This is a genomic window from Aliiglaciecola litoralis, assembly GCF_039523355.1.
Lineage (GTDB): Bacteria > Pseudomonadota > Gammaproteobacteria > Enterobacterales > Alteromonadaceae > Aliiglaciecola > Aliiglaciecola litoralis.
In genome coordinates this window covers 160,275-186,943 of the sequence record NZ_BAAAFD010000006.1, presented here as the reverse complement: position 1 = coordinate 186,943, position 26,669 = coordinate 160,275, and the positions used below count along the sequence as shown (strand labels likewise).

General features: G+C 42.7%; 21 protein-coding genes. 10 read left to right on the top strand and 11 right to left on the bottom strand.

All coding sequences use genetic code 11. The features are described 5' to 3' along the window. Nucleotides 1-111: 111 nt before the first annotated feature. Nucleotides 112-1,530, bottom strand: a complete 1,419-nt coding sequence (locus tag ABD036_RS11910) for a TIGR03503 family protein (RefSeq protein WP_425542571.1) — start codon at nucleotides 1,528-1,530, stop codon at nucleotides 112-114. Nucleotides 1,531-1,567: 37 nt separating this feature from the next. Next, complete coding sequence (gene dnaQ, locus ABD036_RS11905) at nucleotides 1,568-2,284, bottom strand: DNA polymerase III subunit epsilon (RefSeq protein WP_343860186.1); 717 nt, start codon at nucleotides 2,282-2,284, stop codon at nucleotides 1,568-1,570. Between the two features lie 73 nt (nucleotides 2,285-2,357). Between dnaQ and rnhA the strand changes: the two genes are divergently transcribed. Continuing rightward, nucleotides 2,358-2,819, top strand: a complete 462-nt coding sequence (gene rnhA / locus ABD036_RS11900) for a ribonuclease HI (RefSeq protein WP_343860184.1) — start codon at nucleotides 2,358-2,360, stop codon at nucleotides 2,817-2,819. Between the two features lie 22 nt (nucleotides 2,820-2,841). Here rnhA and ABD036_RS11895 read toward each other — a convergent pair whose 3' ends face one another. After that, the gene (locus ABD036_RS11895) at nucleotides 2,842-3,819 is read right to left on the bottom strand and encodes an NAD(P)H-quinone oxidoreductase (protein WP_425542570.1); all 978 of its coding nucleotides are present in this window, start codon (nucleotides 3,817-3,819) and stop codon (nucleotides 2,842-2,844) included. A gap of 98 nt (nucleotides 3,820-3,917) precedes the next feature. On the opposite strand from ABD036_RS11895, the gene ABD036_RS11890 reads away from it, so the two are divergent. Beyond that, nucleotides 3,918-5,105, top strand: coding sequence for a class I SAM-dependent rRNA methyltransferase (locus ABD036_RS11890; protein WP_343860180.1), 1,188 nt, complete (start codon nucleotides 3,918-3,920; stop codon nucleotides 5,103-5,105). Nucleotides 5,106-5,154: 49 nt separating this feature from the next. Here the strand turns inward: ABD036_RS11890 and ABD036_RS11885 are convergent, their stop codons facing one another. The 3 genes from ABD036_RS11885 to ABD036_RS11875 form a co-directional block, all read right to left on the bottom strand. Further along, a complete protein-coding gene (locus ABD036_RS11885; RefSeq protein ID WP_343860178.1) occupies nucleotides 5,155-5,457 on the bottom strand; it encodes a PilZ domain-containing protein in 303 nt (100 codons plus the stop codon). 75 nt (nucleotides 5,458-5,532) lie between these two features. Next, nucleotides 5,533-9,438 carry an ATP-dependent RNA helicase HrpA gene (hrpA, locus tag ABD036_RS11880; protein ID WP_343860176.1) on the bottom strand — a complete coding sequence of 1,302 codons (3,906 nt, stop codon included), beginning with the start codon at nucleotides 9,436-9,438 and terminating at the stop codon, nucleotides 5,533-5,535. Nucleotides 9,439-9,561: 123 nt separating this feature from the next. Next, nucleotides 9,562-9,978: a CBS domain-containing protein gene (locus tag ABD036_RS11875; RefSeq protein ID WP_343860175.1), complete on the bottom strand. Its 417-nt coding sequence runs from the start codon at nucleotides 9,976-9,978 to the stop codon at nucleotides 9,562-9,564. A 302-nt stretch (nucleotides 9,979-10,280) separates the two neighbouring features. Here ABD036_RS11875 and sbcB point away from each other — a divergent pair, with 302 nt between their 5' ends. The 4 genes from sbcB (at nucleotide 10,281) to ABD036_RS11855 (ending at nucleotide 15,256) form a co-directional block, all read left to right on the top strand. Then, the gene (gene sbcB / locus ABD036_RS11870; protein WP_343860173.1) at nucleotides 10,281-11,774 is read left to right on the top strand and encodes an exodeoxyribonuclease I; all 1,494 of its coding nucleotides are present in this window, start codon (nucleotides 10,281-10,283) and stop codon (nucleotides 11,772-11,774) included. 81 nt (nucleotides 11,775-11,855) lie between these two features. After that, complete coding sequence (locus tag ABD036_RS11865; RefSeq protein ID WP_343860171.1) at nucleotides 11,856-13,511, top strand: flagellar assembly protein A; 1,656 nt, start codon at nucleotides 11,856-11,858, stop codon at nucleotides 13,509-13,511. 247 nt (nucleotides 13,512-13,758) lie between these two features. Continuing rightward, entirely contained in the window at nucleotides 13,759-14,241 is a 483-nt protein-coding gene (locus tag ABD036_RS11860) for a glutathione peroxidase (RefSeq protein WP_343860169.1), read from the top strand. Nucleotides 14,242-14,266: 25 nt separating this feature from the next. Further along, nucleotides 14,267-15,256: a 2-hydroxyacid dehydrogenase gene (locus ABD036_RS11855; protein ID WP_343860167.1), complete on the top strand. Its 990-nt coding sequence runs from the start codon at nucleotides 14,267-14,269 to the stop codon at nucleotides 15,254-15,256. 27 nt (nucleotides 15,257-15,283) lie between these two features. Here the strand turns inward: ABD036_RS11855 and ABD036_RS11850 are convergent, their stop codons facing one another. Next, complete coding sequence (locus ABD036_RS11850; RefSeq protein WP_343860165.1) at nucleotides 15,284-16,006, bottom strand: methyltransferase domain-containing protein; 723 nt, start codon at nucleotides 16,004-16,006, stop codon at nucleotides 15,284-15,286. 84 nt (nucleotides 16,007-16,090) lie between these two features. On the opposite strand from ABD036_RS11850, the gene ABD036_RS11845 reads away from it, so the two are divergent. Further along, entirely contained in the window at nucleotides 16,091-16,852 is a 762-nt protein-coding gene (locus ABD036_RS11845; protein ID WP_343860163.1) for an ElyC/SanA/YdcF family protein, read from the top strand. On the opposite strand, the gene ABD036_RS11840 is transcribed toward ABD036_RS11845, so the two are convergent. Further along, complete coding sequence (locus ABD036_RS11840; protein WP_343860161.1) at nucleotides 16,849-17,610, bottom strand: Nif3-like dinuclear metal center hexameric protein; 762 nt, start codon at nucleotides 17,608-17,610, stop codon at nucleotides 16,849-16,851. The genes ABD036_RS11845 and ABD036_RS11840 overlap by 4 nt on opposite strands. Before the next feature lie 134 nt (nucleotides 17,611-17,744). Here ABD036_RS11840 and ABD036_RS11835 point away from each other — a divergent pair, with 134 nt between their 5' ends. Then, on the top strand, nucleotides 17,745-18,116 hold the full coding sequence (locus tag ABD036_RS11835; protein ID WP_343860159.1) for a hypothetical protein: 372 nt from the start codon (nucleotides 17,745-17,747) through the stop codon (nucleotides 18,114-18,116). A gap of 79 nt (nucleotides 18,117-18,195) precedes the next feature. Then, the gene (locus ABD036_RS11830) at nucleotides 18,196-20,022 is read left to right on the top strand and encodes a M2 family metallopeptidase (RefSeq protein WP_343860157.1); all 1,827 of its coding nucleotides are present in this window, start codon (nucleotides 18,196-18,198) and stop codon (nucleotides 20,020-20,022) included. An 85-nt stretch (nucleotides 20,023-20,107) separates the two neighbouring features. Here ABD036_RS11830 and sohB read toward each other — a convergent pair whose 3' ends face one another. Next, nucleotides 20,108-21,139 carry a protease SohB gene (sohB, locus tag ABD036_RS11825; RefSeq protein ID WP_343860155.1) on the bottom strand — a complete coding sequence of 344 codons (1,032 nt, stop codon included), beginning with the start codon at nucleotides 21,137-21,139 and terminating at the stop codon, nucleotides 20,108-20,110. Between the two features lie 143 nt (nucleotides 21,140-21,282). Beyond that, nucleotides 21,283-23,862, bottom strand: coding sequence for a VolA/Pla-1 family phospholipase (locus ABD036_RS11820; RefSeq protein WP_343860153.1), 2,580 nt, complete (start codon nucleotides 23,860-23,862; stop codon nucleotides 21,283-21,285). Between the two features lie 255 nt (nucleotides 23,863-24,117). On the opposite strand from ABD036_RS11820, the gene ABD036_RS11815 reads away from it, so the two are divergent. Then, nucleotides 24,118-24,864: a YciK family oxidoreductase gene (locus tag ABD036_RS11815; RefSeq protein WP_343860151.1), complete on the top strand. Its 747-nt coding sequence runs from the start codon at nucleotides 24,118-24,120 to the stop codon at nucleotides 24,862-24,864. Between the two features lie 66 nt (nucleotides 24,865-24,930). Here the strand turns inward: ABD036_RS11815 and glnS are convergent, their stop codons facing one another. Further along, on the bottom strand, nucleotides 24,931-26,595 hold the full coding sequence (gene glnS, locus ABD036_RS11810; RefSeq protein WP_343860149.1) for a glutamine--tRNA ligase: 1,665 nt from the start codon (nucleotides 26,593-26,595) through the stop codon (nucleotides 24,931-24,933). Nucleotides 26,596-26,669 lie beyond the last annotated feature (74 nt).

The following is a 26,669-nucleotide window of genomic DNA, read 5'->3' as shown; positions in this document are numbered from 1 at the left end:
TCACCCTAGGTGAGTCAACCAGTTTTTACGTATTAAAGTGACCTAGTTGATTATTTGATTTAAATTTGTTCAAAGTATCAAGATTTGCGCGAATTTTGTGCGGCGATAGAGCTAATTATCTTTGGGTAACGATAAATCGATAATCCCTGCCTCATCTGCAGGTTTATCAACTTGAGGACTGGGCTCTTGTTTGCTCTTCTTACTTCTAAGGTTGCGGATTTTTTCCAATAATCCTATCGATTCAGTTGCTTCAGTTAGTTCTTCTTGCGGCAGTGATGCTTTAGCGGGTCTTAGGAAAAACCACAGTAATCCGCCACCTACAATAAGAATGAAAGAGTTAATACCGATGATCAACCCCCAAAACAAGCCAGGCGACATCTCATCTTGCTCAGTGTCATCCATACCATCAGATGCAAGTTGAGAACCAGCTTCTACCAATGAAGCTGAATCCCCCGAATTCGTGCTGGTGTCACTGACCTCGACTGCAGGCTCGGCAACAACGGGCTCCTCAACTAAATAGGTATATTCGGGAACATCGAGAATAAAGTCTCTTCCGCTTTTGGTATTGCCATAAGCGGTCAGTTTAATGCGGTAAACACCCGCCTCGTAATTTACGATTAAATATTCTCTGGCATCAGGAATTTGTTGGGTAAGCGAAAAGTTTTGCACGTCACCGTTGGGAAAACGCACCTTACCATCAATCAACAAGGACTCCATATCGACAAACTCGCGCTCTGCATCGACCACTAGTTTGTGATAACCGTCGCCGCCGCCGTCTTCAATCATATTAATTTTGATAGGGTTAGGATACAGCATTAACGGTGGATCCACTTGTTCACGTGATAACATAGGCGTGCTTACCACAAACACCGGGCTCCATTGTCCATTTGCTACTGACAGATTAAACTGGCCGGTAAAGATGCCATCAAGTGGGCGTTCGTCCATTCCTCGACCATTATCTTCAAACACCGCGATGGTTTGTGCTTCTGCACCAAAATTATTGAAGTTTGGATTATTAGTACTGACAAATTTAATCTCTAATGAGACCACATCGCGAATTTCAGGATCATCGATTGGTTCGCCACCATTCGTCAGGCGAGCAGTTTGTTTAAGGATTTCACCCGAGAATAAAACCTCTGGTAGCGGATCGGCATGTAATTCAATATCACTGATCACCATGATTCGACTGTTGGGCAAGATTTGCCCTACCGCTTGCCAGGGGCCTGGCGTTGGGTTTTTAATGTTGATCAGATCATAGGTAGACGCATCATACCAAAATAGATTTTCGCCATCGGCTTCACTTTGAAACAGTTTAGAACCGTCAGGTTGAACAAGTACAATGGGCGCGCTGCCATATTCGCGGAAAAAAACCATGGTGATTTCTTCCACTTTATAATCAATACGAAAGCGGTTGCTCAGTAGTTTAATACTGTTGTGAAATTCATCCCCTAATTCCACTAGAGGTTGACTAGTTTGCTCTGACTTGCTGTCGCTCGTTGCTTGCGCCACAGCATAGGTACTGCAGCACATTGTAAGCCACAAAGGGACTATCCATGTACAGATGGATCTAGTGTTGTTGCCGCCAAATACACGAACCACTGCTTTCCTCAACTAGTTGTAAACGGGCGTTGTGTTGATCTAATTCATCGGCCGACGCATGAATAACCTTGAGCGGTTTTCGATTGGCATCCAGACGGACTATCTGTTCTTGGCTATCGTCTTCGTTCTCTTTTGCTTGTTTTCCGGTCAAATTCAGGGCGGTTTGTCCGCCTGTCATTAGCAAGTAAACGTCAGCTAAAATCTCAGCATCCAGTAAAGCGCCGTGTAACTCACGATGTGAATTATCAATGCCATAGCGTTTACATAAGGCGTCCAAATTGTTTTTCTGCCCTGGATGTAGTTCGCGCGCTAAAATCAAGGTATCCAGTATGGTGCAGATATTAGCTGTTTTTATTGGTTCAAATGGATTAAATAATTTAAATTCATGATCCATAAAGCCCACATCGAAGGGCGCATTGTGAATAACCAATTGCGCTCCTTCAATAAAGTCGATAAATCCTTTGACCACTTCTTTAAATTTAGGTTTGTCAGCCAAAAATTCATTGGTAATGCCGTGCACTTCAATCGCTTCTTGTTCCACTTCCCGATCGGGGTTGATATAAACGTGGAAGTGATTACCGGTGAGTTTACGATTGATCATCTCTACACACCCTATTTCGATAATACGATGTCCTTGTCGAGGATCGATGCCGGTAGTCTCTGTATCTAATATTATTTGGCGCATGGGGAATATCTCAAGTGCATTTAACAACTCACATCATTATACTTGCCCACATGATTAAATCACGAATAAATGTATGAAACAGATATCAATTTATACCGATGGCTCTTGTTTAGGCAATCCGGGGCCTGGTGGCTATGGCGCTGTGTTAAAGTTTAACCAACACACCAAAGAGTTAAGTCAGGGATTCAAACACACCACCAATAATAGAATGGAGATGCTAGGCGCCATTGAAGCGTTAAACTCGTTGACTGAGCGCTGCCAGGTAACCTTAACAACGGACAGCCAGTACGTAAAAAATGGGATTAATCAATGGATTAAGAATTGGAAGCGAAACGGCTGGCGTACCTCAGATAAGAAACCGGTTAAAAATGCCGACCTATGGAAACAGCTTGATAAGGCAGTTCAATGCCATAACGTAGAATGGAAATGGGTTAAAGGCCATTCTGGGCATCCAGAAAACGAGCGTTGCGATGAATTGGCTCGCACTGCGGCTGAGTCTAACGACCTTTTGGAAGATAGCGGTTTTAATCCTTAGCCGCCCCTGCCCTTTTCTACAATCACTGCCAGCGGCCAATCAGCTTTCCCATAGTTTCATTTTGTTCAAGCCGCTGATGGGCCTTAGCAACGTCCTTGGCAGCATAAACAGTATCGATATTAGCGATGAGTTTAGCCTGAGTAAATTTATCAAAAAAGTGCTGACGAAATCCAGCGATAAGCTGGGTTTTGTAATCATCGCTGCGGCTTCGCAATGTCGAGCCTTGAAGTCTTGCCCGTTTCATTAACATCAACGCCATATCTAACTGTTCTACATAGCGTCCAGCTAACATCGCTAACTGCACTATAATGCCATCTTGACGTAAGACCTTGAGGTTTTTATTGACGTAATCCCCACCGACAAAATCAATGATCACATCGGCGTTAAAGTGTTGATCTCGCAAATATTCGGCAAAACAATGATCATGGTAATTGATTAAATGCGTTGCCCCCATCTGTTGACAACGGGCCAACTTAACGTCAGATGATGATGTTACCGCGACTGAACTGCCAACACTTACGGCTAATTGAATGGCTGCCAATCCGACCCCACTCGCGCCTGCATGGACAAGGACGTTTTGTCCTTTTTTGAGCGACGCTAATGCAAACAAACTTTGATAAGCCGTTAAAAATACCTCAGCAATACCTGCTGCCTGTTCATCCGACAAAGAAGCTGGTGTTAACATAATATGCGCGCTTTTAATGCGCGCATATTGGGCATAGCCTCCGCCAGCGACTAAGCCAAAAACCCTATCGCCAAGGTTTAGATCTGTTACATTTTTACCTATTGCTGCCACTGTGCCAGCCACTTCTAAACCTAAAATATCACTTTCTCCCGGTGGCGGCGGATACTTCCCCTGGCGCTGTAGCGTATCGGCACGATTCAAACCAAATGCAGATACCTTGATCAAAACGTCATCATCACCAAATGTTGGCAATGCCGTTGACGCAATTTTCATTGCATGTAGGTCTTTGTTTGGGTCGTAATCGATGTAGTGCATCGTTTTAGGCAACATATTTTTTACCAACTTAATCAGATCTAGAGGATTCTCCTCATGCTAAGATACAATCTATCGATATTCCATTAATTGGACAATACATGACTGCAACTCTAATACTTCAACCAACTCGTGAAAAATCATTAAGACGTAAACATCCATGGGTGTTTGCCAGCGCGATCAAAGAATTTAAAGGTACCGTTAGAAACGGAGATACCGTTGATATTGTTAGCTCCGAAGGGGCATTTCTGGGACGCGGTGCATGGTCAGCAAAGTCACAAATTCAAGCCAGAGTTTGGACCTTTGATGAAAAAGAGAGCATCGACAATAGTTTTTTCTTGCGTCGTATCGAACAGGCAATGGCACTTCGTAAGGATATGATTGAAGAACAAAATACCACTGGATATCGCGTAGTGGCGGGCGAATCTGACGGGCTTCCCGGTGTCACTATCGATAAGTACGATTCAGTATTGGTTTGCCAGCTGTTGTCAGCAGGTGCGGATAAGCACCGTGGTAAAATTGTTTGGGCGCTTAAAAAATACTTTCCAGATTGCAGTATCTTAGAGCGCAGTGATGTGGCTGTTCGCGCCAAAGAAGGCCTAGAACAACTTGTCCAGACGTTGCATGGCGAAATCCCCGATGAAATCGTCATCAAAGAGAATGACCTCAATATTATTGTCGATCTCAAACGCGGCCATAAAACCGGTTTTTATCTTGACCAAAGAGACAACCGCCAATTAGCCGCCCAATACGCCAAAGACAAAACCGTATTAAACTGTTTTAGCTACACAGGGACATTTGCCAGCTACGCGCTCAAAGGGGGCGCAAAACACGTCATAAATTTAGACGTTTCAGACTCGGCATTAGAGACAGCTAAACGTAACATTGAAATTAATGATCTACCGTTAGAAAAAGTAAGTTTCGTTGATCAGGATGTCTTTCGGGCGTTAAGAGATTATAAAAAGGCTGGCAAACGTTTTGATATGATTGTCTTAGACCCTCCTAAATTTGTAGATTCAAAAGCATCGTTAAATCGGGCATGCAGAGGATATAAAGATATCAATATGCTGGCGATGCAGATTTTGAATCCAGGCGGTATTTTATTTACTTTTAGCTGCTCGGGACTTCTGTCTGCTGAATTATTTCAAAAAGTGGTTGCCGATGCCGCGCTCGATGCACAGCGCACTGTGCACTTTGTGCAACGAATGACGCAAGCTGCTGATCACCCAGTGTCAAGCAACTACCCTGAAGGCTTTTATCTTAAAGGCTTGGTGTGTCGAGTAAGTTAACGTCAACCTCACGGGCCGATTGCATCTCGCAACGGCCCAACTCAATTGATTATTTCATCTCACTAATTTCTACACCGATTATGCAAGTAGTGTCAGAACTACTATCACAACGAACGACTTTGGCTTTCGCATTTAATGATGGGATTTGACTGCTGGTTGATTCAATAGAGACATCCACCTGAGTGCCAATTTCCACCGACTGTTCTTCTACTTCGAAAGACATTCCCGTTGCACTTATGTCCTTACAAACCGCTTGAAGTGAGCGAGTAGACTCATCGTCATGAACAGTCAATTCACAGGGTGAATTCAACATCATGCGAAAAAAGTTACGTTTATCATCGTATCCCAGCATTTCCTACCTCTTCCTAATGAATAGCGTTCCAAGACTTTTATAGGTCGCATTATGATCAATGTCAACGAACAAGTGTTAAAACTCACTTAATTGATTTTCAATTCGTTTCATCGATATCGGCATTGCCGTACCCAATTGCTGGGCGAATAAGGAAATTCGAAATTCTTCAATCATCCAACGCACAAAGGCTAAATCCGCTGGCACGGATTTACCCATAGGTACTTTGTTGAGGGCCGCCTGATATGCTTTTTGCACTTTCTCAATATTGATTTGGTTGAGGCGATCACGATTGGGATCTACGGGCAATTTTTCTAATCTTCTGGCAATGCCTTTTATATAGCGATTCCAATCTGTCAATTTTTCAGCACCGATTTCCGCTACGAACCCCGGATACACTAAGGTACTTAAATGATGTTTAATATCACCATGCGCACTGATCAGTGACAGTGGCACATTTCCCTTCAACTGCTTTTGGATTTGATGCGCTTGGGTAAGACCGACTTCTACTTTTTTGGCAATCTCTAACACCACATCATTGATATGTTCTCGCACATACTCCTTGACCTGATGAAATTGCTCTGCATCACGTATTTGCACGTCCTGTTTGCGTTGAAACTCATCCAGTAAGTTATCAATACCACAATCTATACAATCAGAAATAAGCGCCTTAATTTGGCCGAATGGGTTAAAATATAAACCCAATTTGGCTTTATTCGGAAGTTTGTCCTGCAAATAGTTAACTGGGGATGGAATATTTAATTTTATCAGCCTTCTTAATCCCAAGTAATGTGCTTTGAGTGCATTTTCAGGCGTATCAAATAGTTTAATAGAAACGCTTTTTTTATCATCTACCAAGGCTGGGTAGGCTTTTACTTCATAACCTTGAGACTGATCAATATACTCCGACTCTAAAGGTGCAAAACTCCATTCGGTTAAATCTGATTTTTCTATTTCTGGACTAGCAGCCTGCTGCAGGCTTTGTTTTATCTTGTTTTCTAGCCCATATTTGAGCTCGTGGAGATCACGTCCTTGTTTCAGCACCTTGCCTTGACCATCTATGACTTTAAAATTAAATCGTAAATGCGCAGCCAAATTTTGCAGGTCCCATTGCTCAAGCGGCACTTCGACTCCGGTCATAGTAAGTAACTTTTTGGTTAATGACGCTAAAAAGCTCTGCGGTTGACCTTTTTTATCTCGATCAGACATATCTGCCAGACAAGCGTCGGCATAGTTTGGTGCCGGTACAAAATTGCGTCTTAACTTTTTCGGCAAGGATTTAATCAAGGCAACAATAAGCTCATGACGAAAGCCCGGTATTAACCAATCAAACCCCTGCTCTTCGATTTGATTTAATAAGGGTAAGGGAATAAGTGCACTAACGCCGTCATCAATTTGATTGGGTTCAAAGCAATAACTCAACTTCAAGGTGATATTGTTTTGTGTCCACGTATCTGGAAAGTTGAGCTCGTTGACGTCGTTGGCATCATGCTTTTTAAGCGAGTCTGGATCGAAATGAAACTGCTTCTTTGTCGCTTCATTTTGTTTTTTCCACCATTTGATCATGCCGGCTTCAGTACAAATATCCGCAGGCAACAGTTCATCATAGAAAGCAATTAAATGGTGTTCATCAACCATAATATCGCGACGTCGAGATTTATCTTCTAATTGTTGCACGCCGTCTATCATTTGCTGATTGTGCTGAACAAATGGCATGTTCAATTTGGTATCGCCATTCACTAGTGCTTGAGAAATGAATAGCTCGCGACTGACCTGTGGATCTATATTGCTATAGGTCACGCGTCTATTATTAACAATGCTCAACCCAAACAGCAGCACGCTTTCAAGTGCTTGTACTGCACCGCGCTTTTTCGACCAAGCAGGCTCATTATATTGACGTTTTAACAAATGCTCAGCTAACGGCTCAATCCATTCAGGTTCAATTTTTGCCGCGACACGACCAAACAGGCGTGAGGTTTCAACCAATTCAGCGGTCATCACCCATTTAGGTGGCTTTTTTGCCAATGCACTCCCTGGAAAGATAAAGAAGCGACTGTTGCGGGCGCCCAGAAACTCTTTGTCTTTTTCCTTAAATCCAATGTGTGATAGCAAGCCCGATAAAATCGCAGTATGAATTTGTTGATAGTCTGCCGGCTGAGAGTTGAGGCGAAATCCAATCTCAACAATGGCCTTTTTTAATTGACTAACGATATCCTGCCACTCGCGCATCCTAAGATAGTTAATAAAGTGCTGCTTGCACCATTTACGCAATTGATTGGCGGATAAATTTGCCTGTTGATGTTTAAATTCGAACCATAAATTCAACAGCGCTATAAAATCAGATTGTTTGTCTTCAAAGCTTTGGTGGCATTCGTCTGCCGCGGCGCGCTTATCTTGTGGCCGCTCGCGAGGATCTTGAATACTCAAACCCGCAGCAATAACGATAAGCTCAGAAACGCAACCTAGTTCGCCTCCGGCTACTACCATTCTGGCATAACGCGGATCCACCGGTAATTTGGCAATCTTCCGACCTAACTCAGTCAACTGTAGTTTGCCATGCTGTCGATGCGCCGCAGACAATTCCTCTAGCAGCCTGATCCCATCATTGATAAAACGATTATCCGGCGGCTGTACAAATGGAAAAGACTGAATACTGCCGAGCTTGAGTGCTAGCATTTGTAGAATAACAGAGGCTAAATTCGTGCGTAAAATTTCGGGATCTGTGAACTCGGCACGTCCCTCGAAATCTTCTTGAGAGTATAAGCGTATACAAATCCCTTCAGACACACGCCCACAGCGTCCCGCGCGCTGGTTAGCAGAGGCTTGTGAAATCGCCTCTATGGGTAGCCGCTGCACCTTACTGCGATAACTATAGCGAGATAGTCGAGCAAAACCGGGATCGATCACATACTTAATGCCAGGCACAGTCAACGACGTTTCAGCCACATTAGTCGCAAGCACAACTCTTCGTTGACCGTGAGGTTGAAAGATACGATTCTGCTCAGCTACCGACAAACGTGCATACAGAGGTAATACTTCTGTGCCTTTAAAACCGCGTTTATTCAACGCATCTGCAGTGTCACGTATTTCTCGTTCACCACTGAGAAAAACCAAAATATCGCCGCGGCTCTCTTTTCCTAATTCTTCGACTGCTTGGATTATGCCTTGGGTCTGATCTAAGGTTTCGTCGTTTACATCTAATGGTCGATAACGGATCTCCACTGGGAAGGTCCGACCGCTGACTTGAATAATGGGTGCGTTTTCAAAATGCTGTGAAAATCGCTCTGGATCAATAGTGGCTGAGGTAATGATTAATTTAAGATCCGGACGCTTAGGCAGCAGTTGCTTTAACAAACCTAATATAAAATCAATATTTAGACTTCGTTCGTGGGCTTCGTCAATGATCAGCGTGTCATATTGATTCAAAAAGCGATCGGTTTGAAACTCGGCCAATAGAATGCCGTCGGTCATTAATTTTATATAGGATTCATCACTTACTTGATCGGTAAACCTAACCTTATAGCCAACCAACTTACCTAAGCTTGAGTCGAGTTCTTCGGCAATCCTGCCGGCAACGGTACGAGCAGCCAATCTGCGCGGCTGAGTATGTCCAATTAAACCATCGACACCGCGACCAAGTTCCATACAAATCTTCGGAATTTGCGTGGTTTTGCCAGAGCCAGTTTCACCTGCAATGATCACCACTTGATTATTCTTTATCGCTTCACTTATCTCTTGTCGATGTTCTGTAACCGGTAAATCGGGATACTTAATGCTAGGCATATTAGTCAGTCTAACCTGCCTTTTGCGTTCAGATTCATCGATTTTTTTGCTTATTTTAGCGATTGCGGACGACGTACTTTGCTGTCGCTCTAAACGTCTTAGTTGGGACAACAAAGCATGACGATCTGAACCCAAACAATGAGCTAGTCTGAGTTTAAGTTCGGAAATAGTTGGCGTGTTGGATTCGGTGTTGTCAGGCAATGGTATCTCATGGCGCGAATATAAAAAGGCCTGAGATCCTAGAAGAATCTCAGTGTTTTTACCAGTGCCCCTGTAAAAAGAATACCTATTTAGCCGACTTTAATTACCCCAAGTTCAGGTTGTCTATGCCAGTTTATAACCATCTCTTAGTTGTACATCGATGGCATACAACACATTTGCGCGACTGATTGTGCCTTCAAAATAACCGTCATCATCCACCACCGGATAGATTTTGGGTTTTTCCGTTAAAATCCGTTGCGCTATTTCAAGAATAGAGTCATAGGTTTTAACCGTTAACACGTCTTGGCGCATAATATCTTTTACTCTAGCAACCTGTTCACGATAATAGCTACTGGTGATCATTTGAGCGATACAGTCTTGTTCTGACAGAAAACCCACGACTTTATTGCGTGAATCTAATACCGGTCCTCCAGTTTGATTGCCCGTTAGCAAGCGCTCTACAGCTTGGGCTACAGGCATTTCTGTTGTAAATGTCACTGGTCTTCGATTCATGTAATCTTTGACTTTTAATGACTCCACTTTACCTCCTTAAGGACAATTGCTAAAAAAAAGCGCAATGGTTTTAATGCTCTCTATAAAGATAGTCATAACTGATTAAATTTCATAACTATTTTGAAAATATTTGTAGCAATCTTTTGGTATAAATAATACCGATAATACATAGGTAGTTTTTTTAACCATAAAGATATTACGCGTTAACTTCTGCTCCGTAGGAATTTAGAATTCGTTAAATGATATTAATTCATCTAGCAAGAATGTATTCTTAGCGAACATTTGTTATGTTTGCAGTGTGACTCACAGTTGTTATTTTTCGATTGCGCATGGCGCGCCAAACAAAGCTGCGGGTGTTATTTATCGTTAATCAAAATGGACATGCCTTACCGGTGACTCAATCAATTCTCTGGCACGATTATGAAACTTGGGGCATAAACCCACAAAAAGATTTTCCCTGTCAATTTGCAGGCATTCGTACCGATCATGATCTACAAATAATAGGCAAACCGATGAATTGGTTTTGCCAAATCCCCAATGATTACTTGCCACATCCTCAAGCAGCACTGGTCACTGGCATTACCCCACAACAAACGCTTAGAGATGGTATGGTGGAAGCCGACTTCATTGCAAAAGTGGTGGAGCAGATGGCGCTACCGGGTACCTGTACGGCGGGATACAACAGTATTCGATTTGATGATGAGGTCACGCGTTTCTCACTTTATCGCAATCTGCGCGATCCGTACGCTAGAGAATGGCAAAATGGCAATAGTCGCTGGGATATCATTGATATGGTGAGGGCTTGCTATGCGCTGCGTCCTGAGGGCATTAATTGGGTATTCAAAGAAGATGGCAGTCCAAGTTTTAAATTAGACCAACTAACCCAAGCCAATGATATCGAACATGCCGATGCCCATGATGCCCTGTCAGATGTGCGCGCTACTATCGCCATGGCACAAAAAATTAAAAGCGCGCAGCCTAAGCTATACAACTACTTATTTGATTCCAGACTGAAACACAATTTAGCCAAGATGATCGTTGTAGAAGAGTTTGTTCCTTTGGTCCATGTGTCTTCTAAATTACCCGCAAGTCAGGGATGTTGTACGTGGATTTTACCTCTTGCCTATCATCCAACGAACAAAAATGCGGTTATCTGCGTCAATTTAGCGATGTCACCCGAACCTCTGTTCAATCTAAGTCCAGAGGATTTGCTAGCACGTTTATATACGCCACAAAGGGATTTATCCGAAGGACAACAGCGTCTTCCAATTAAACTAATACATTTAAACAAGTGCCCTGTGCTCGCACCGGCGAAGACATTAACTGAAGAGAATGCAGAGCGATTGGGTATTGATCGACAACAGTGTTTAGCCAATTTAGCTAAGATTAAACACCATGCTCAGTTGTCTCAAAAATTAATCGACATGTACAGTCTAGATAGCCACTCAGACGAGCCCATTGACGCAGATTTTGCACTTTATTCGGGTGGTTTCATTGGCAATTCAGATCGTAAAACGCTAGAGCAAATCATCAGTTGTGACCCCCATACAATTGGTACAAAAGAATGGCACTTTGAAGATCCTAGACTTAAGTCGATGTTGTTCCGTTATCGCGCACGTAACTTCCCAAATAGTTTAACTGAAGCAGAAATGCTCAAATGGCAACGGCACCGTCAATACCGACTTACCGATTCTGAGTCTCCTGCAAGTATCAAAATGGCGGAATATTTGATGTTATTAGAACAGCTTGCGCAAGAGCATCAGCATAATCCACAGAAGCTTGCCATTATCAGAGCACTGCTGCAATATTCAGAAAGTTTGTAAGTTCGTTAAAAAAGTAAGCCTTTTTAACAAAAGGTCGATACAGTACTATGCAGTTTAGAAGGTGATAAATAGGTGGTGTGAATGAAAGGTGTCGATTTCCAACTTGATGGATCACAAACTTTCCTCGATGTAGTCATTAAATCTAGCGAAGTAACCGGGAAGTTGGATATAAAAACACTTTCTAAACTCTTTGCTGCAAGCCCGTACAGTAAATTCGAGTTGTCCGAAGACAATTTAACCAATGCGTATAATCAATTCGCAAAAGCAGTAAAAGAAAAAAGTGGCCAAGTAATTACTGAAACGATTGCCGAAAAGAAAGACGCAATAGTGAAATTCCGTGTGCAAGATAACGATATGGTGGCTAGGCTTAGCATTACTGCAGCCTTTGGAGGTCACTCCCCTTCAGCCAAAGAACTATTTAACTTAGCTAAAGACAAAGAAATTAAGCGCGGTTTAAGTTCAAAGCGTATTCATAAGATGGCTAATGCAGCAAAAGAAGCAAAGCCTGGTGACGTTATAGAAGATTTAGTCGCCAAAGGACTCCCGCCTAGAAATGGACGTGAGTCAAAATTACAACCACTGGTTCCTAATGCACTAGAACGTATATTAAAACCACAATCATCAAGCTCTACGCGCGTGGACATGCGCAATTTAGGGGATGTTATTTGTGTCAAAATGGACACAGAGATTCTACGCCGCAAGCCCCCCACTAATGGACGCCACGGCTATACAGTGACCGGCCAGAAGTTAGAAGCAAAGCCAGGCGCATGGATTAAGTTTCGACCAGGCGATGGCGTCAAAATCAGCCCTTCAGACGAGAATTTATTTTTAGCCGCTATCACCGGCATGCCCAAATTTCAAAACGACAAAATGTGGGTCGACGATACTTTTATATGCAAAGGCATAAATGTAGGTACCGGTAATATCAAATATGATGGCGCCGTATTGGTTAACGGTGATGTTACTGAAAAAATGTTAATCGAAGCGACCGGTGACGTCACTATCAATGGCTTTGTCGAGTCGGCTACGATCATCGCCGGTGGTGACATTATCATTACCGAAGGTGCTATGGGTAAGGTCAACGAGAACAGTACCGAGTTTAGTTCCAAGCTTGTAGCAGAAGGCAGCATCCACGTTCAACATGGGCAAGGATTGAATATCAAGTGCAAAGGCAATGTCACTATTGGACGGCAATTGGCTTACAGTAATATTGCCTGTGGCGGAGGTGTCACAGTAGGCCCAGTCGATAAACCTAATGGCAACTTATTTGCTTGTGATGTGCAGTGTAACTCAACCATTAATGCCGGTACCCTTGGCGCAGTATCTGGAAGTCACTTAAATATAGATTTTAGCCCCGGCTTTAATTTGTTATTAGAGCGAAAAGATACGGTAGAAGAATTACTACAACAAATTCGTGATAATAATAATCGTCATCAAGACAAATTCGCCTTGATCCGCAGTAAGAAAATACATCCTGAATTGCGCAGAAAATTTGAAGAAGCAGAAGAGTTATTAAAAAGCGAAACGCAATTAATGGAGTGGTTAGAAGTTAAAGCAGAGCAAATGAAGCAGGCAAAAGATGATTATCAACAAGATATCAAATTGATTGCTAATAAACGCTTGTATGCTGGCGTCATCGTTAAACTTAACAATCGTACATGGCGCGCTGAGCGTGAATATGCAAAAGCGAAAATCTACTATGAAGGGCATCAATGGAATTATGAACCGCTTATCTAAAGCGGTTCGTTTTGTTGCCCCTTCTAAGGGTATCCATTTATTTCTAAACCCTTGGTTGTTAATAAAAAACTAAATTTACAACACTTTCTAGCAACACTTACTCTGATACTCAGTATATTTGTGCCTTTAACGGCATTTATTAGTAAGTTTCGCTTGTTTCCCTGACAAATAACGCCATAGTTAGCATTATGTCTGGGAGTTGTTCCCACCTTCCTTTGTAATTTACACAATATCGAGATAACACGCTATGTCAAAAACCATATACGATTTTGAAATGCCCTTGAACAATGGCGAAGTAAAATCATTGTCTGATTATGAAAATCAAGTTTTACTGATCGTCAACACAGCGAGTAAATGTGGATTTACGCCACAATACGATGGTTTACAGTCGTTGAGAGAGAAATTTAAAGATCGCGGATTTGAAGTATTAGGTTTTCCATGTGATCAGTTTGGTCATCAAGAGCCTGGCTCAGACACCGAAATAGAACAGTTTTGTACCTTAAACTTTAATATTTCATTTCCCTTATTTAAAAAGTCAGAGGTTAATGGTGATGGTACTTCAGCGCTTTATGAATTTCTCAAGCAACAAGCACCGGGCTTGCTTGGCAGCAAAAGTATTAAATGGAATTTCACTAAGTTTTTAGTTAATCGCAAAGGTGAAGTCGTAGGTCGCTATGCTCCAAACACCAAACCCGAAGGAATGGAAAAAGACATAGAGAAACTACTTTAAACCACGTAATGCTAGGGACGAACAAATGAATATCTTGGTATTTAGTAGTAAAGCCCATGACCGTCGTTATTTTGCGAAACATAATCAAGACGGTCAATTTGTTCTAACTTTTCAAGAAGCTAGACTCTCCGCACAAACGGTTTCTTTGTGCGCTGGATACCAAGCAATCTGTGTTTTTGTTAATGACCACCTTGATGCATCTATTATTGCACAGCTTAAACAACTGAGCGTAAAACACATTGCTCTTAGGTGCGCCGGATTTAACAATGTTGATCTTAATGCTGCCAAGCAGGCAGGTATTAGTGTATCAAGAGTACCCGCCTACTCCCCTGAAGCAGTCGCTGAGCACACCATTGCGTTGATGATGACGCTCAACCGTAAAATTCACAAAGCTTATAACCGCGTTAGGGAAAACAACTTTAGTCTAGACGGATTAATTGGCTTTAATTTCCATGGTAAGACAGTGGGTATCGTTGGGTTTGGTAAAATCGGGCGTTGTCTCGCAAAAATATTATCTGGGTTGGGCTGCAAAATTTTATGTAGTGATCCCACCGTTCCAACGAAAGCACCTAAAAACGTTGAATTTGTCAGCTTACAAACCCTGTTTAGTCACTCCGACATTATCTCTTTGCATTGCCCATTGACGCCAGAAAGCCAACATATGATCAATGCGGACACCATTGCACAAATGAAAGATAACGTGATGCTTATCAATACATCACGCGGTGGTTTGGTGGATACACGAGCGATAATAAACGGCCTTAAAACGCACAAGATTGGCTACTTAGGATTAGACGTTTATGAGATGGAATCAGACATATTCTTTGAAGATAAATCCTGGGAAATTATGCAAGATGACATGTTTGACCGCTTAATTGGCTTTCCTAACGTGCTCGTTACTGGACACCAAGGTTTTTTCACCCACGAAGCTCTTACTCAAATAGCAACTATCACCTTATCTAACCTAGCGTTAGCCAAACAAAATAAGCACGACTCAACAACATTTTTAGTTTAATTTAGGTATTAATCGCAAAATAAATAACTAAATCACCCGAAATACGATGTGAAAATATTTACCCAACCATTTATAGGTATTATCTTCACAATAATTGAGCTCTAATTGCTTAATGCGTTCAAATTCCTGTTGTTGCTTTTCCCGATCCTTAAGATAGTCATGGAAGCACCTTATCCCTGATGTTGCGATAATTTCAATCGGCAAAGCTGCGAGTTTGTGCAAAACCAAATGCGGAGATAAAGCACGATTGGGATTCAATCTAACCGTGTTTTTTGTTTGCATATCGGCATCAACATAATCAAAATTACCATACAATATGTTACCAAATCGATGCGCTTCTTTGTTGAAGAAACTCAAGGACACCATGGCTCCCGGCCGAGCAAGCTGGATTAATTTTTCAATCGCATTAAAGGGTTCTTCGAGCCATTCGAGAACGGCATGACAGATAACTAAATCAAACGCTTTGCAAAACATCAGTTGATTGAGGTTTTGTTGTTCAAAGCGCACATTTTCAGCACCTTGCAAGCTTTGTTTGGCAAAATCGACTGCTTGTGCTGAGATATCATTAAATAGTACGCGGTGCCCCATATCGAGCATTTCTTTAGCCATGATCCCAGTGCCGCCACCGACATCAATAATATCAAGCACTCCTTGATCAAGGTTGATATACTTTCGCATTTGATGCAATAGAACCTGATGCCGCAATTTGCCTTTAGTCGAGCCATATATATTATGCGCAAACTTATTCATCAATGTATCAAAACTTTGATCTTTAGATTCTTTCATTCGTTAGAGTGATGTGTTGTTAGTAGCTGACTGGGGAGCCAATTCTACGTGGATTTTTTCATTTTTAAAAAGGTTATCGGTATTTTGGTAATGCCATTGCCAATAATAATACTAATCCTGTGTTTAGCGGTGTTTTTCGCGCTGCGTCAACATCATCGAAAAAGCTTAACGTGTCTCAGTATTGCGTTGTTTGCACTTACCGTTACGTCTTTTGCTCCCCTATCCAACACATTGCTCAAACCATTAGAAAGGTTTTACCCGCAATTCGATCAATCCCAAGCTGTCGACTTTATCGTGGTTCTTGGTTGCAATCATATCAATGACAGTGCGTTGCCCATAACCTCGCAACTGGCTCCTTGCTCTTCTGTGCGAGCAATGGAAGCGCTGCGTATTTTACAGTTTAATCCACAGGCAAAAATTGTGACATCCGGCAATGTTGGCAGAGAAGCTTTTAGTAACGCCTACATGACCAAACAATTGTTGATTGCTTTAGGGGTATCGGAAAATCGCATTATTCAGGTCGAGAAGTCAAAAGATACCGCCGAAGAGGCGCAAAATTTACGACAAACCTTAGACCGCAAACCATTTGCACTAGTGACATCCGCTACTCATATGAAACGCGCGGTGACCTTATTTAAGCAACAAGGTTTGGAGCCGACTCCCGCCCCCACAGAGCATCTAGTGCGAGAGTCTGACTATCCGAATATGGGCTATTATGTGTTAAATGCAAAAAGTATCTATCACTTCGAGCGTTGGTGGTACGAATGGATGGGTAATACCTGGGTATGGTTTAAACACCTATTCGATTAAACCGGATTGTCGATATCGATAAATTGCACGTCAACATCAAATGTTTGGCCTAGATGCTCGCCTACCGCTTTGGCACCATAGCGCTCAGTAGCATGATGACCCGCTGCAAAGAAGTGTATGTTCATTTCACGCGCTGTGTGAACGGTTTGTTCTGATACTTCTCCACTAATAAACGCATCTATGCCCTGCTCAGCGGCTAACTCAATGTAACTTTGTCCGCCACCGGTGCACCACGCAATGGTTTTGATCGAATGCTCTCCACCGCAAATAACTTGCGGCTTGCGGGTTAATACCTTGTCCAATTTAGACGCCAGTTCATCGATTTTTATGGGGGTATCTACGCAGCCCTGTAGTGCAACACTCAACGGGTTATCGCGCTCCAGGCCCCCCTCAACATGAATATCAAGCAGCTTTGCCAATTGCACATTGTTACCCAGTTCTGGGTGAATATCCAAAGGTAGATGATAGGCATAGAGGTTTATGTCATGGGTCAATAACGTTTTTATTCGATTTCGCTTCATACCCTTTACACAAGGGTCTTCACCCCGCCAAAAGAAGCCGTGGTGGACAAATATGGCATCCGCTTGAACTTCCACTGCACGGTCTATTAATGCTTGAGATGCTGTCACCCCAGTCACAATGCGCCGAATTTCTTGTTTACCCTCAACTTGCAGCCCATTTGGGCAATAATCTTTCACTTTCTCAGGCTTTAACAACTGGTCAAAGTAATCTAGTAATCTGCTATTGGTCACGCTCATTGGACGTCCTTTTTACATAATTGTCGATATTCTGAAACAAAATAGTCGAAATTAGACTTTATTCTTAAAACACGGTATAAAAGCCCCTCAACTAATTCAAATATTATAAATCAACAAAGGGTGCAGACCTAACAATGAGTACACTGGATAAAGACCAAGTTATCGAGAATTTTACCCAAGCATATAAAGCCGCTCACGGCAAAAAACCGACCATTGAAGCAAAAGGTGGTTGGTATAGTGTTGATGGAGGCAAAAATGTTCGGTTAGCAGCACTTGAAGAAATGACGACGGAATTAGGTTCATCTAGTGCACCCGCCAAAAAATCTGCACCTAAAAAAGCAGAAGCTAAAGCCGATAAACCAGCGCCTAAAAAAGCCGACAAAAAGCCTGCCGCCAAAAAGCCCGCGAAGGCAAAGAAGCCAGCTAACAGCAACGGCTTTTCAGTGAAAGCATTTTGGAACGAAAAAATTGAAGCACGCAACCCTGGGTCGAAACACCCTCGTTAGTCACTTATGTGAAGCGTAAAGAGCGTATGAAAACGGCCGTCAGTGCCGTTTTTTGTTTTTCTAATATAGGTATAAATCCATGAGAAAGTTACATCAATGCGCCATTTTAGTATGCGCAGCCTTATCGATCACAGCATGTGGAGATAAAAACACCTCACCTTCTGTAAGCAAAGAAACCACCTTAACCGCACAAGATGCAAAGCACTTTGTATTAGAAGCGGAACAAGAGCTGGCAGCTCTGCAATTACCTGCGTCTAAAGCTGAGTGGGCATATCAAACTTACATTATTAAAGACACTGCGGATGTGACTGCGTATTTATCTGAAAAGTATGGCGCAAGAGCATCAGAGTTAGCCAAAGAGTCCGCTAAATTTAACCATATTGACGTTGATCCCGATACGCGCAGAAAACTTAATCTTTTACGAAATAGCTTGGTTATGCCCTCGCCCGCAGATAGTGACAAATCGTCACGTTTAGCGCAGCTAGGTTCTGATCTAGGAGGAATGTATGGTGCAGGAAAATATTGCCGTACAGAGCAGGAATGTTTTCGTCTGACAGAAATGTCGAACATGATGGCCACTTCTCGCGACCCTGAATTACTGTTAGAAATGTGGGACGGCTGGCGCACCGTTTCTCCGCCAATGAAGCCGCTCTTTGTAGAGCAAGCGAATTTAGCAAATGAGGGCGCTAAAGAACTTGGTTTAGAGGACGTAAGCGAATTATGGCGCGGCAGCTATGATATGCCCGCAGATGATTTTGCAAATGAGCTTGATCGACTGTGGGATCAAGTTAAACCGTTCTACGAAGCACTTCACTGTCACGTACGCGCTGAATTAGGAGAACAATATGGCGAAGAGATTGTACCTCAAGATAAGCCCATTCCCGCTCACCTGTTAGGGAATATGTGGGGGCAAACGTGGGGAAATATCTACGACATAGTAAAACCCAAGCAGGAATTACAAGTAATAGACGTAACCCAAGCGTTAGAAGATCATCAGTACGATGAAGTGGGAATGGTTAAGCAAGCCGAATCCTTTTTCTCGTCACTTGGTTTTGCACCTTTACCCGATACCTTTTGGCAACGTTCACAATTTAGTCAACCGGCTGATAGAGATGTTGTGTGTCATGCATCGGCATGGAACGTAGATAGCAAAGATGACCTGCGGATTAAGATGTGTATTCAAAAAACCGGCGAAGAATTTGCCGTAATCCATCACGAATTAGGACACAATTATTATCAACGAGCCTACAATCAACAGCCATTTTTGTATCAAGGGTCGGCTAATGATGGGTTCCATGAAGCCATTGGCGATACCATTGCCTTATCTATTACGCCTAAGTATTTAAAAGAAATAGGTCTAGTGGATACTGTTCCTGATGCGTCAAATGACATTGGTATGTTATTAAAGTTAGCCTTAGATAAGATCGCTTTTGTGCCCTTTGGATTGATGGTAGATCAATGGCGCTGGAAGGTGTTTTCAGGTGAGATCACCCCAGACCAATACAATACGGCATGGTGGCAATTACGTGAAAAATATCAAGGCTTGATGGCACCAAACACAAGACCAGCAGAGGCGTTCGATGCGGGAGCTAAGTACCATGTTCCCGCTAACACGCCATACACTCGCTACTTTTTAGCACATGTTTTACAATTTCAATTCCACAAAGCCTTGTGTGACATTGCAGGCGATACGGGTCCTGTTCACCGCTGTTCAATCTATGGCAGCCAAGAAGCTGGCAAAGCCCTCAATGCGATGCTCGAGATGGGGCAAAGTCAACCTTGGCAACAAGCGTTAAAAGCTCTGACAGGAAAAGATAAGATGGATGCCACAGCTATCCTCGATTATTTTGCCCCACTGAAAACGTGGTTAGATGAACAAAACGTAAATCGCCAATGTGGTTGGTGATGAAATTAACTAAGTTAATTCGGCAATTTTAATGTCAGATAAAAAAATAGCGACCTAAGGTCGCTATTTTTATTTGTGAAATTAACTATTTGCTGAGCGTTTGGCTTTTCGACCACAATTTAACAAATGCTGTTTCAATAGACGTCGACACCGCTTTACCTAACTTTTCGGCTAAGCCTTTTTTCTTGGCATACTTCACCGAATAAATTTTATGGCTATCAAGTTTCGACAATAAGAAATCATCAGAGGTCTGAATTTCATCAACCAATCCAAGCTCTTTGGCCTTAGCACCATACCAATATTCACCCGTTGCGACTTTATCGATATCAAGCTCGGCACGATGAGATGATACAAATTCTTTAAACATCACATGCACTTCTTCAAGCTCTTGCTTAAATTTCTCTCGTCCTTGATCGGTATTTTCACCAAACATCGTCAATGTGCGCTTAAAGTCACCGGCTGTATGTTGTTCAAATTCGATATTATTCTTTTTCAATACTTTATTGAAATTTGGTAGTTGCGCAATGACACCGATAGAACCAATAATAGCAAACTTGGCGCTGAGTACCTCATCTGCTACGCAGGCCATCATATACCCACCACTAGCCGCAACTTTGTCAACCGATGCAGTGAGCCTTATCTTCTTATCTTTAAGGCGCTGTAATTGGGAAGCGGCTAAACCATAACCATGAACAACCCCACCGCCACTTTCAAGTCGAAGTAATACTTCATCCTTTTCTTGGGCGCTGCATAAGATTGCCGTCACTTCTTCACGTAGACTGTCAACTTCATGGGCATCCATAGAGCCTTTAAAGTCCACAACAAACAAATTAGGCTTAGCCGAAATAGCCTCTTTAGATTGATTTTTCTTTTCTTCTTTTAGCTGTTTTTTACGTTCTTTTTGTTTTTGTTTTAACTGTTCTTTTGACAGCAACAACTGTTGAGAATGTTCTTTCAGCTCATCAATTTGCTCGGAAAGCGACTGAATCTCTAGCTGTCCAGGGCCGTTCTTTTGTTTCGATGCCAAGGCCACAATTCCCCCAATAGTGAGAAGGATCGCAACTACCAGTGTGATAGCTTTGGCAGCAAAAAGCCCATATTCAAATAAAAAATCCAAATTTCTAACTCCTTATTATTAGTCAATAGGATGTGGCGGCATTATAAGTCATTAAACGGCACTCAAAAACCAGTCATTGTAAAATTCACATCCATAAAAAAGGCCAAGTCTTAGACTTGGCCTTTTCGATTTGTAATCAGCGTTTAGTTTGCAACAACGCTCGTATCAGTTATCACAATAGTTCCGCCAGTAGCCAAAAACGCGGCCGCTTGAGTCTGCATCTCTACTGTTGTCGCCCGACTCGTTGCAGGACTTAACAGTGAAGAGTGCGTACCGGCATTGAAGCGAACTAAGCCATTACCCGGCGACGTTGTTGACACACCGGTTAAACCTGCAAACTTAGCTAATGGCTCTGTGCCAGCAAAGGTCGGCGATTTAACGGTTGAATTAGGAATAACCTGATCAGGCAACGCTGTGTCGCCATTATCATTTGTGCCGCCACCAATCACTTCGTGGAACATAAAGGTACTGTTCTCAGCAAGCAATGCCGCGTAGTTATTTGGATCAGCAGCATCCGTGATGGTCTGAGCAGCAAAAACAAACTGCGCGAACGTGTCATTGATACCTTCTAACTGTGTTGCGTTCAAGGTAGCTTCAAAGGCAACAAAGGCAGGCGCAAGAGCTTGCTCCGCTGGGATTTGATTTTCGGTTGCATAAGCAGTCAAGAACGCTTGGAAGTCGGCCGAAGAAGCCGCTAGCAAAGAGCCTTTAATCAAATTACCGAAGCTTGCTGATTCCATTAAGAATCCGGCAATACCGCCACCAGGAACATTGAACACCGCTGATTCAAATTCGTACATAGAATCAAAGTTAGCTAAAGGGTTACCTTCACCGAATGACTTATTCGACATTGCAACAGAACCGATGCCGGATATAGAACCTAAGCTCTGGCCGATAAAGGAAACTTTGCTACTGTCCAAATCAACACTACCGCCAGTAGTATCAACTACCGCATTTAAACCTAACCTGAGACCCATGATATCCACAATGCTTTGACGATTATTATCACGAGTTGTAAGTAACGATGCCAAATTCATATAGTCGGTTGTAGAACCACCAAAACCCGTTGAGGTATTTATTACACGTTCATCAACAGTGAACCCACGGCTACCATGTAATGGATGATCAATAGCTACTGTGGCATAACCGGCGATAGATAACGCCCCAGTTACTGCTAAGAAATCTTCTTTCTTAGAGGTAATACCGTGTTGCAGTATCACGATTGGCCAACCATTTTCAGGTTTTGAAATAGGGTTTACCGTTGAACCAGGTAGTGCAGACAGTAAATTTACTACATTGACATCTGGAACCGTAATCTGCACTTGCAAGGTTTCAGTACCATCATCGTTACGACCCTGTCTTGCCGGAATTGGACTATAACGGGTCACGTGACGAAGATCATTGATACCCAAATTGGATATATCTAAGTCCATTAGCTGACCGCCAGAAGCCGCCTGACAAAGCTCGTTATTTGGACCTGTCGTAATCGTTTGATTAGCCAACAAAGCGCCAATTTGCTCAGCACCAAGGGTTTGCATTGCTAAACCATTAGTACAAGCCGCCGTCCATCTGCCATTGAGTGGATCAGTAGTACTTAAATAGTAAGGTAAGTCTATAGTACCCGCTTTCATTTGCGCGGCACAAAATGCCCCCACTTGAGGAAGCACCGCAGCAGCAGTTGGAAACAATGGAGACTCTGGATTAGTAACCGCGGCAATTAATCCATTACAGGTATTTAAACCAACAGCGGTTAATCCAGCAAGTTGCTCAGCGCCCAACAAGGTAGGAGCTAATACATCAAATGCGGTGTCTACAGGTGCTTCAGTTACCGGAATTACCGGTAAGTAAGCTGCTGCTTGTTGCTGAGATAAACCCGCTTGTAACGCTTGAGCGAAGGGTCCAATTTGCAACTGTTTAACCGTATTTACAATTTGCGTTGTAGACTGAGTTGTAAAGGTATATGAAAATACAATTGAATCAGCGCTGACGCCGCCTTGACTAGTAATTACCGCTTCATAGGAATTGATAATGCCTTGCAATGCACGTTGTGAATCAGTCGCCAATGGCAAAGAGTTAATATCTTGGCGCACTAATTCATAAGTAGTGGACGGTTTTAGAGGCTGACCACCTGCAGTAATTGAGTTAGTTACAACCACGTAATATGAGGTTGACTCTTTCAACGGCTTTAACGGAATAACGGCGATATCATCATCTTTAGCTTGCGTGACAAAGTCTACGCCAAAGGTAAGTTCTTCATAGATCTTACAGCCTGTAATAGGTGGTGCGGTGGTGCAATCTGGATCATTTAAATCACCGCCAATCGCGCCTTCAAATATTCTCACCGCATTAGGAGCAGCAACCGATGCAGCATCCAATGTTACGCCCGCAGGATGGGAAGTCGAAAACGTAAAAGGATGTTGAGTTGACCAACCATCCAACGCGCCTAACGCAGCAGATGGATTACCAAAGTCTGGCGTACCTCCATCGATTTGCCCTTCAACTTCATCAGGAAGCTCTAGCGTTCCGTCGTCAGTTTGTTCAACCAACGCAAAAAACAAATCACTAGGCACATTTAATAAGCCATTAGAAGGATCGAACACTATCCGTGAAGCTGGCACCGTTTTAGGTGTCTCTTTTTGGATTTGTTTAAGTTCGTCTCCGCCACCGCAACCAGCGAGCACAAACACTGCAGCGATACTTGTGCTGATCAACAGTTTTTTCATTATTTCTCCCAACATACGATTAAATCTTTGATACTTAATAAAATGTACGATAATTGAACGAACTTAGTGTAAAGCATCGCCAATCTCACTATTTAACAAGTATGACCAGTTATCATTGCCAACATAGTATTGACTTTGTTACCTATTTGCAAAGGTTTGTTAAGGTTTTGTTATGTTAATCAAATAAGAAATGGATACCTCATAATGCAGGTAAATGATAACATTTAGTCCCTTTAGTTTAACTCAACTTTGCCAATGCTCAATTATTCTGTACCTTTAAATGCGTTAAAAAACAAAACGATTCTTGTCACCGGCGCCGGTGACGGTATAGGGAAAGCCGCAGCGCTGTCCTATGCAAAGCACGGCGCTACGGTCATCTTGCTAGGCCGCACTGTGAAAAAGTTAGAAGCGGTGTACGATGAAATTGTTGGCTTAGGTTATCCAGAGCCGGCAATTGTGCCGCTAGATTTGCAAGGCGCTACGCAAAAACATTATCAGGATATGGCAACCACCATCATTAACCAATTCGGCAAACTAGATGGGTTACTGCACAATGCCAGCATTTTGGGGCACCTTGAACCCTTTAAACAAATAACCGAAGAGATGTTTTTAAAAGTCATGCAAGTTAATCTGACCAGCCAGATGCTCATGACGCAAGCACTGTTAGACGCATTGTCACTAGCGCCACATGCATCTGTCATATTTACTACATCAACTGTTGGCAGCCAAGGACGTGCTTTTTGGGGGACCTATTCGATTTCAAAGTTTGCTACTGAAGGCATGATGCAGGTTCTAGCTGACGAATATCAAAATTCCACCTTGAGATTCAATTGTCTTAATCCCGGTGGTACGCGCACGACTATGCGTGCCAAAGCGTTTCCTGCGGAAGATCCAAACACACTCAAGACCCCTGAACAGATAATGCCACTTTATTTGTATTTAATGGCGAACGATAGTTGCCATGAAAATGGCAAAACGTTCCATGCCCAGCCAAAGTCATAACGACAGTTTTACTTTGCGACAAAAAAGGCCGCTGAACAAGCGGCCTTTGATTATGACAATTAACGTTTAATTGTCGGTTTTAGTCCATGTGTCTCTCAGGCCAACCGTACGATTAAACACTAACCTACCTTCTCGACTGTCTTTGTCTTTGCAAAAATAGCCCGTGCGCTCAAATTGCAGCGCATTTCCAATTTCTGCATCCGCTAAACTTGGCTCGACGAAACCGTGTTTAATTACCAGTGATTGCGGATTAATACAGGCTGCAAAGTCTTCTTCAGCTGCAGGGTTAGGCACGGTGAAAAGACGATCGTATAATCTGATTTCAGCCGGTAACCCCTGGCTGGCGCTTACCCAATGAATGACCCCTTTTACTTTTCTGCCGTCTGCAGGATCTTTACCTAAGGTCTGCTCATCATAATGACAATACACGGTTGTGACATTTCCGTCGGCGTCTTTTTCAATCCGATCGGCCCGGACCACATAAGCGTTGCGCAAGCGCACTTCTTTGCCTAGCACTAAACGCTTATATTTCTTATTGGCCTCTTCACGAAAATCGTCGGCTTCAATATAAATTTCTTTGCTAAAGGGTAATTGCCGCGTGCCTTTGTTCTCATCACTCGGATGATTAGGCGCAGTTAAGTTTTCAACTTGGTCATCTGGGTAGTTTTCAATGATCAACTTAATCGGGTCAAGTACCGCCATTGCGCGACTGGCATTTGCATTTAGGTCGTCACGAATACAAGCTTCTAACATGCTCATCTCGACCATATTATCCATTTTGGTAACACCAATGCGCTTACAAAACTCCACCACAGATTCGGGTGTATAACCTCGTCTGCGTAAACCAGCGATAGTTGGCATTCTCGGATCATCCCAGCCAAATACGTGTTTTTCGTCAACCAATTGAATCAATTTACGTTTACTCAAAACAGTATATTCAAGGTTCAATCGAGAAAACTCATATTGCCTTGGTTGCGTATCAATACTGATATGTTCGATTACCCAATCGTATAAACGTCTATTGTCTTGGAACTCCAAGGTGCATAGAGAGTGTGTAATACCTTCTATCGCATCAGAAATACAATGGGTAAAATCGTACATTGGATAAACACACCACTTATCACCTGTTTGGTGATGATGGGCAAATTTCACTCGATAAATGACCGGATCACGCATACACATAAACGCAGAGGTCATATCAATCTTTAAGCGCAACACGCAATGACCTTCGGTATATTCGCCTGCGGTCATCTTGGCAAACTCAGCTAAATTAGTTTCAACTGAGGTATCTCTATAAGGACTGTTGGTTCCAGGCTCTTTTAATGTTCCACGCATTTCGCGCATTTGCTCTTGCGAACTAAAGTCCACATAAGCCAATCCTTTTTCAATTAGCTCCACAGCATAACCGTGCAACTGGTCAAAGTAACCTGAAGAATAGCGTTCTTGTCCATTCCATTGAAAACCTAACCATTGCACGTCGTCCTTTATGGAATTGACGAAATCAATATCTTCTTTATCCGGATTAGTATCATCGAAGCGCAAGTTACAGCTACCCTGATAATCCTTAGCGATACCGAAATTAAGACAAATGGATTTGGCGTGGCCAATATGCAAATAACCATTAGGCTCAGGTGGAAAGCGGGTAGTGACACTACTGTGCAAACCAGATTGCAAATCTTTATCAATAATTTGACGTATAAAGTTGGTCGGACGACTTTCTGTCTCGGCCATTAAGAATTCCTCTGTGTCAGTTTGAACGCGAAAAAAGGAAGCATTATAACACTTTGTAGTCAGTGCAAAATGCT